This is a genomic window from Vibrio sp. V01_P9A10T6 (assembly GCF_963877065.1).
In the GTDB taxonomy this organism is placed as follows: Bacteria; Pseudomonadota; Gammaproteobacteria; order Enterobacterales; family Vibrionaceae; genus Vibrio; species Vibrio anguillarum.
Map to the genome: position 1 here is coordinate 1 of NZ_CAWNTB010000049.1, position 7,254 is coordinate 7,254.

The window sequence follows — 7,254 nt, forward strand, 5'->3', positions numbered from 1 at the left end:
CACATTTTGAACAACATAAAGCAAAGGCAGTCAGCGTCAATTATCCTGACAGGAAAATAACAACATAACTAATTGTTTTAATTAAAAATAAACTTAATCCCCAATATTCAAGCCAACGACCAATGCACTTAGAGATTGTCAAAACCGTGCTTTAAGCCAAAATAACAGCATGTTTTCAACAGGTAGTCTTTTATGTGTGCTCGAACAAGAAATAATGAAAATCGCATTTTGACGATTTCGGCCCTTTTAGCTTCTGGCTTTGCTGGTGGCGGACTTGTGGTTGGTATGCTTGTCGGTTCACTGGTTATCGTGTTTGACGGTGTGTATTCACTGGTTAGTTTGCTGTTAACATTATTGTCGCTGGTGGCGTCACGCTACATTCGTAAACCTTCTGACTCGACTTTTCCCTTTGGACGCGCGGTGCTAGAACCTGCGGTTATTGCTATCAAAGCCAGCGTTATTTTGTTAGTCGTGAGTTATTCGTTGTACTCGGCTGTCATGGCATTGTTTAGCGGTGGTCGAGAAGTGGATGCTTCTATCGCCACTGTTTTTGGTACAGTCAACGTGATTGGTTGTGCGATTGCGTGGTGGTTCATGGTCAACAAGAGTAAACGTTACTCTTCTGGTTTGATTGACGCTGAAGTAAAACAGTGGCAAATGGACACGCTATTAAGCGTCGCGGTAACGGTCGGCTTCATTGCCGCTTGGTTGATGACCTTGTCTCCTTGGGCAAAATATGCCGTCTATGCAGACCCAATCATGATGCTATTAATGTCGTTTTACTTTATCAAAGTGCCTTATGACATGCTTAAATCGGCAACGCGTGAATTGTTGATGATGTCACCAAGCAAAGAGATTTGTAAAACCGTGGATCAAGGTGTCATTGCCGTGGGCGAAGAATCAGAGCAAGATATCGAGTTGACTGCGGTGACTAAAGTCGGTCATGAGCTGTGGGTCAATGTCGACATTCGCCCTGATGAGAATGAAATGATTGCACTTGAAGATATCGAAAGTACTCGTCGCTCGCTACATAAGCGTTTATCAAAGCTGCCATTCGTACTGCAATTAACCATGAACGTGGCTCGCTAATCAGTCTCAATTAAACGGAAAAAGCCCTCTCGTTCCCGAGAGGGCTTTTTTTATACATAATAAAGCTGTTGCGATGTCAGGCTATTGGCATTTTCTTTTGCACCGTCGATTGACGTTCTCTGGTCGCCCACCAACAAATTAAAGAACCCATCGTCACCATAATCACACCTTGCCAAAAGCTTAGCCCAAGCGCCACACCTAAAATGATCGATGAAAGCAAGGTTGAAATCACTGGCGTGAAATAAGAAAGAGTCGCCAATAGAACCATGTTGCCGCGCAAGATTGCCACATTCCAAAGTGCATAACCGCTGCCCATCACCACACCCGTTAACGCTAAATTCAAGGTTGCTGGAACGGTAAACACTAAAGTGCTTTCGCTGCTAAGAAAATACTTAATCCAGAGGGCGATAGCAGTAACCATAAAGAACAGGATAATGGCATTTTGTCCATTGGCTAACTGTTTGGTGATATTGCAATAAACAGCCCAAATAATCGCCCCGCCAAACGCCATGCTATAGGTTAAGGGATTAGTCGCAATATTGGCTGATATTTGCATCACCGAAAACCCACTATCACCAGTAATGGTCCAAGCAACCCCGACAAATGCGAGCGCAACGCTTGGATACACAAGAATATGGACGGGTTTACGGCTGAGAAATACCGCAAACAACACCGTCAAGGCTGGCCACAAATAGTTAATCACCGCCATCTCGAGCGCTTGATGGCGATCATTGGCCATACCTAACGCTAATGCTAAGCAGATTTCGTAGCTCACAAAAAGCGCGCCACCGATCAGAACATAACGCAGAGAAAAGTGTTTGAATTTAGGCACACCCATGACAAGCATCAGAAATACTGAGCTCACAGTGTAAATCAGCGCCGCCCCACCAATTGGGCCAAATTGCTCGGTGACCGTTCTGATTAGCCCCATTAGACAGCTCCACAGCAAGATAGCCGCAACACCAAATAGTGTATGTTTATGCTGCTTCAATGATGCCCTTCCTTAACTGAACTATGCAGGTCAGATGTTCCATTCATTTCTTTTAATGAACGGAGCACTCTCGCTGGTGTGCCTCCGACTAGGCTATCAGCTGGCACATCCTGATTGACCACTGAATTTGCCGCGACAACCGAACGCGCACCAATCGTGACTCCTTGATTAATCACAACGTTGCCACCAATCCATACGTCATCTTCAACCGTAATCGGCTTACAAAATGTTTCCCACAAGCGGCGGCTGCGATAATCCAAAGCATGCGCTGGTGTATAAAACTGGGTGTTAGGGCCAATCAAAACATGATTACCAATCGTGATTTTAGCGCCATCAAGCATAGTGACATTCATGTTGATAAAGGTTTCATCACCAATGGAAATTGTTTCACCGAATTCACAATAGAAAGGAGGCTGCACCACACTTTGTTGGCCAATTTGACGATATAACTGAGTTTGCAATTGATGGCGGGCTGTAGCATCGGCGCATTGGTTGATCTGCAACAGTAAATGTCCTGCTTTACTACGAATGGCTTCCATTTCTGGGTCTGCACCGTCAAACACCATACCATTCATCATTTTTTCCATTTCGGTCATGAGCCGTTCCTCCTTATGCATCTAGTGTATTTAGACTACTTGGATAAACAAAAGAAAAAAGAGAAAAGCTCACTGTTTCACTTTCCTCTTTAATTTCAACCAACCTGTAACGCACAGGAAAAGGCAAGATCAGAGCATATTGCTTTTTCCTAGTCTTATTGATTGAATGGCTTAAACAATCGCCCAACTGTGAGTCATTGTGACACCTTTGCCTAACATTAAGCAGACAGAACAGTACTTTTCTAATGAATCGGCCGTCACTTTTTCAACGACATTAGGGTCAAGATCAACGCCTGATACGTCGAAATGGATATTGACTAGCGTAAAAATCCGCGGTGCGGTTTCACGGCGCTCAGCCGTCAATTTGGCGTTACATGCAGTGACCTGTTGATTGGCCGATTTTAAGCCATCAACCACATCCACAGAGCTACAACCTCCCGCGGCCATAAGAACCATCTCCATCGGGCTAGGCGCGGTTGCACCACCACTGCCATCCATCACCACCGAATGACCAGATTGGGATTGGCCCAAGAACTTGAAATTTTCGACCCACTTTACTTCAGCTTGCATTATTTTTGCTCTCTTCTCTGTGCGATGAAACTACAGGTTATCGGTTGGAAAAATCACGCCCGTTTGGCGGCGTATTTCTGTCAATAATTTGGAAACGGTGAGTGAGCGTAATTTGCATTGCTCATCTATTGTCTTGTTCTGTATCTGATCTGCAAATTTTTGTGCTTCGTAAAACATGCGGTTGGCGTGTTGCTCAATACTCTGATCTTGGGTTTGACCACCACGGTTAATTCTCGTGATGCGGTTGCAGGTAGAGATCATCTCAACGTGCAGTGCGGCCTCTTCACCTTGAATTTCGCTCGGCAAATAGGAGTCACTGGTTTTTGAATGCATTAATAGCACATCAAAACCGTCATATCCTAAGATCACACTGCCGTTACCATCAACCCCCGTCTCCAGTAAATGCGCTTGGGCTTGTACCGATTTAGGCTCACCAAACAGTTCAATGGCTGAGCCCAAACAGTAATAACCAATATCCATGATCGAACCATTAGAGAACTCGGGCAAAAAGGTATTGGGCATCTCACCCTTGAGATATTTAGGGTAACGAGAGGAATACTGGCAGTAGCTGAGCACCGCTTTACGGATAGCGCCAATCTGCGATAGCTCTTGTTTTAGAACGGAAAAATTGGGCAAATGTGGGGTTATAAAAGCCTCAAATAATACTACGCCATGCTGTTTGGCAACTTGATACATCTGCTGTGCTAATGAGAAATCAGAAGCCAGCGGCTTCTCACAGATAACATGTTTGCCCGCTTGCATCATTTGAATCGACTGTGGACCATGCAGTACATTCGGGCTGGCGATGTACACGGCATCCACATTGTCACTCTCACCTAGGCTCTTAAGGTCAGTAAACAAAGCAGGAGCATCGTATTTTTCGGCAAATTGTTTCGCCCTGTCCAGCGAACGGGAATAAACCGCTACTAGCTGAAATTCCCCCGTTTTTAATGCCCCTTCGATAAATTGGTCAGTAATCCAGTTGGTTCCAATAACAGCTAAGCGAATCATCATCATATCCTTTCATTATTTTCACCTATTATCTGGAGTTACTCCGCAGGAAGCAATGTTAACCTCACCACTTATTATTTTCAGGTGGCCATTATTTTCAGGTAACAAAAATAAAGAAAACCCCACTAAGCTCTCGCTTAGTGGGGTTCCAGTTCTTACTCGCAGCAATCCAGCTACTGATAAGTGCTCCCTGCATCAATTCCTTGATAGTCTGCTAATTCCCTCAGCGCATTCCCTTTCATCGCCTTCCTAGCGGTGTCCTTAACTCCGTCGTCCCGACAGATTTGTGCACTTTTCCTTTGCACCGTCCATTAACTTTCCTTGATAACCATCCTAGTTATTCAGCATCCAGCTAATGTCCTTCGCTATCCTTGCCGATCATTCTTCCTGAATTATCGAATCTTCGTCCTGAAGATGACCTATCCTTGGGTCTTTCCTGTTCCGTGTCCGCTTCCTGCTGACAACTTCAGATTACGGATTTCACTTTTTTCAGCAATCCCCCACCTGTTGTTTTTTCTCTACCAGAAAGACACCGAATGAAAATTATCATTTAAATTCAAATAATTACAGAAATTAAATCTCTTTTTATTGCATAGCGAAACGTTAAAGTCTCACGATACGTGTAAGAGATCTCTCACAAACTTAATCCTATAATTGCCTATCGCCGCAGCTAAGATACCCGCACGAAATGAGATAGAGCTCTCACTCTAATACTGATTGGCACGGCTGAATTCTATTTAGAAATGAGAATTGCTCTAGACTAAGTGTGAGAAAACTAGGATATTAATGTCGATCTTAATCACACATCTCCCTCGCTACTGAGGAAATGCAAGAAAATCGTCAGAGGAACAACACATGATTTCGAAATGGGCACAGCGCTTTTACCAAATGGCAGAACTTGTTGGCTCTTGGAGTAAAGATCCCTCCACGCAAGTCGGCGCAGTGATCACGAAGCAAAATCGCATCGTTTCGGTTGGATTTAACGGTTACCCGCATGGTATTTCAGACAGTGCAGGCACCGATGATCGTGATATGAAATACCTCAAAACACTGCATGCTGAGGAAAATGCCATCCTGTTTGCCAAGCGTGATTTGGATGGTTGCGAAATTTATGTGACACATTTTCCTTGCCCAAACTGTGCAGCAAAAATCATTCAAACTGGGATTTCCGCAGTACACTGCCCAGAGCAAACAGAAGACTTCTTATCCCGTTGGGGTGATAAGATCAAAGTCAGCCAAGATATGTTTTTACAAGCGGGTGTTAAAGTAAACTGGCTACCGCTTAGTGATTTGAAATAATTAATCAATGGTCAAAAAAACCGCCCTGCCAAATAGGAAGGGCGGTTTTTGTTTGGGAGCGTTAACGAACAATCAGGCCGAGTAAAATACCAACTGCGCCAAAATCAGCATCACTAAACGTTGTGTTAGCAAAACCTAGGTTTCCAAGCACTGGCATTAAAAATACAGGTAAGAACGTGATCAATAAACCTTGCGCAAATGCGCCCAAAATAGCACCACGACGCCCACCTGTAGCATTACCAAATACCCCTGCGGCAGCACCAACAAAGAAGTGTGGAACAACCCCAGGAATAATCACTGTCAAACCCATAATGTAGAGTAAGAACATACCTAATAAGCCAGCAAGAAAACTAGATAGAAAGCCAACCAAGACAGCATTTGGGGCATAGGGGAATACCACAGGACAATCTAATGCTGGTTTAGCATTAGGAACTAGTTTGTCTGAAATACCTTTAAACGCAGGAACAATTTCAGCAATAACCATACGTACACCTTGTAAGATGACATACACACCCCCCGCAAACGTAATAGATTGCATCAGCGCAAACATAAACCAATGTTTTCCACCGCTCACTTCACGCACAAATTCCCCACCAGCAAATAGACAGGTCACCATAAAGATGATGCCCATAGTAAATGAGATCGCAACGGGTGTATCACGTAAAAATAGTAAACTTTTAGGAACATTCATATCTTCCGTAGAATGTTCTTTATTACCAAATTTACTACCAATAAAACCAGCTAATACATAAGAAAGTGTAGAGAAGTGACCAATAGCAACATCGTCAGAACCTGTAACTTGACGCATATATCGATGTGCAATTGCTGGGAAAAACACCATAACACTACCAACGACAATGGAACCTAGGGCAATCAATGGAATACCGGACATACCGCTTGATGACAAAATTGCAGCCACCATCATCGACATAAATAAAGTGTGGTGCCCTGTTAAGAATATAAATTTCCACGGTGTAAGGCGTGCAATCAATATATTTACCAGCATCGCGAAAAACATGATCATCGCCATTTCTTTACCAAATGACTTTTGAGCAATAGACACGATGGCTTCATTATTTGGAACGACACCAGTAATGCCAAAAGCATGCTGAAATATGGTCGCAAAATCTCCTAGCGAACCAACAACTAGCCCCGCACCAGCTCCAAGAATAATGAAGCCCAAAATAGTTTTCACGGTACCTTTAATGCATTCCGTCAATGGTTTTTTCTGTGCGATCAAACCTATTAATGCGATCAAGCCAACTAACACTGCTGGCTCAGAAAGCACGTCATTCATTAAAAAATTAAAGAATTCCATAGTGCCTCCTACAACACACCAAGTTCTTGAAGAGCCGCTGACAAACGTTCTTTCATTGCTTTTTTATCGACCATATTATCCAAACTCACAATCTTAGGCTCAACACCCAATGATTTTAGTTGGTCTGTTATATCATTTGTACCAATAAAGATGTCGCAAACGGTCCCCTTTGCGGAACCTAAATCTATGTGGTCGATTTCAGCGTCAACATTTAGATCTTTCACTATATTTTTTATGCTTATTTCCATCATTAAACTTGTACCTAGGCCGTGGCCGCAAACTACCATAATTTTCATTATATTCACCCTCTGCTTTATTGTATTTTTACTATTATTTATCGTGTTTTTACTATTAATAGTCTTGGATAACACGCAAAATAT

8 protein-coding genes are annotated in these 7,254 nt (G+C 43.2%); 2 read left to right on the top strand and 6 right to left on the bottom strand.

The genetic code is table 11. From position 1 onward, the window contains the following. Positions 1–192: 192 nt before the first annotated feature. The gene (locus tag AACQ21_RS03015; protein WP_017043151.1) at positions 193–1,089 is read left to right on the top strand and encodes a cation diffusion facilitator family transporter; all 897 of its coding nucleotides are present in this window, start codon (positions 193–195) and stop codon (positions 1,087–1,089) included. Positions 1,090–1,165: 76 nt separating this feature from the next. Here AACQ21_RS03015 and yddG read toward each other — a convergent pair whose 3' ends face one another. The 4 genes from yddG to AACQ21_RS03035 form a co-directional block, all read right to left on the bottom strand. Beyond that, entirely contained in the window at positions 1,166–2,080 is a 915-nt protein-coding gene (yddG, locus tag AACQ21_RS03020) for an aromatic amino acid DMT transporter YddG (protein WP_105976642.1), read from the bottom strand. Then, positions 2,077–2,676 carry a sugar O-acetyltransferase gene (locus AACQ21_RS03025; RefSeq protein WP_026028176.1) on the bottom strand — a complete coding sequence of 200 codons (600 nt, stop codon included), beginning with the start codon at positions 2,674–2,676 and terminating at the stop codon, positions 2,077–2,079. The genes yddG and AACQ21_RS03025 overlap by 4 nt, the downstream gene beginning before the upstream one ends. Before the next feature lie 171 nt (positions 2,677–2,847). Continuing rightward, positions 2,848–3,246, bottom strand: coding sequence for an OsmC family protein (locus AACQ21_RS03030; protein WP_026028900.1), 399 nt, complete (start codon positions 3,244–3,246; stop codon positions 2,848–2,850). Between the two features lie 30 nt (positions 3,247–3,276). Beyond that, positions 3,277–4,263: a Gfo/Idh/MocA family protein gene (locus AACQ21_RS03035; protein WP_105976643.1), complete on the bottom strand. Its 987-nt coding sequence runs from the start codon at positions 4,261–4,263 to the stop codon at positions 3,277–3,279. A gap of 849 nt (positions 4,264–5,112) precedes the next feature. Here AACQ21_RS03035 and AACQ21_RS03040 point away from each other — a divergent pair. After that, positions 5,113–5,556 carry a dCMP deaminase family protein gene (locus tag AACQ21_RS03040; protein WP_010319355.1) on the top strand — a complete coding sequence of 148 codons (444 nt, stop codon included), beginning with the start codon at positions 5,113–5,115 and terminating at the stop codon, positions 5,554–5,556. Positions 5,557–5,617: 61 nt separating this feature from the next. On the opposite strand, the gene AACQ21_RS03045 is transcribed toward AACQ21_RS03040, so the two are convergent. Beyond that, positions 5,618–6,874 carry a PTS ascorbate transporter subunit IIC gene (locus AACQ21_RS03045; protein WP_019282681.1) on the bottom strand — a complete coding sequence of 419 codons (1,257 nt, stop codon included), beginning with the start codon at positions 6,872–6,874 and terminating at the stop codon, positions 5,618–5,620. Between the two features lie 8 nt (positions 6,875–6,882). Continuing rightward, the gene (locus tag AACQ21_RS03050; RefSeq protein ID WP_088733162.1) at positions 6,883–7,170 is read right to left on the bottom strand and encodes a PTS sugar transporter subunit IIB; all 288 of its coding nucleotides are present in this window, start codon (positions 7,168–7,170) and stop codon (positions 6,883–6,885) included. Between the last annotated feature and the right edge of the window lie 84 nt (positions 7,171–7,254).

Coding starts and splice junctions, on each gene's coding strand:
- AACQ21_RS03015 (WP_017043151.1), top strand. CDS start 193: ATGTGTGCTCGAACAAGAAATAATGAAAATCGCATTTTGACGATTTCG.
- AACQ21_RS03025 (WP_026028176.1), bottom strand. CDS start 2,676: ATGACCGAAATGGAAAAAATGATGAATGGTATGGTGTTTGACGGTGCA.
- AACQ21_RS03030 (WP_026028900.1), bottom strand. CDS start 3,246: ATGCAAGCTGAAGTAAAGTGGGTCGAAAATTTCAAGTTCTTGGGCCAA.
- AACQ21_RS03035 (WP_105976643.1), bottom strand. CDS start 4,263: ATGATGATGATTCGCTTAGCTGTTATTGGAACCAACTGGATTACTGAC.
- AACQ21_RS03040 (WP_010319355.1), top strand. CDS start 5,113: ATGATTTCGAAATGGGCACAGCGCTTTTACCAAATGGCAGAACTTGTT.
- AACQ21_RS03045 (WP_019282681.1), bottom strand. CDS start 6,874: ATGGAATTCTTTAATTTTTTAATGAATGACGTGCTTTCTGAGCCAGCA.
- AACQ21_RS03050 (WP_088733162.1), bottom strand. CDS start 7,170: ATGAAAATTATGGTAGTTTGCGGCCACGGCCTAGGTACAAGTTTAATG.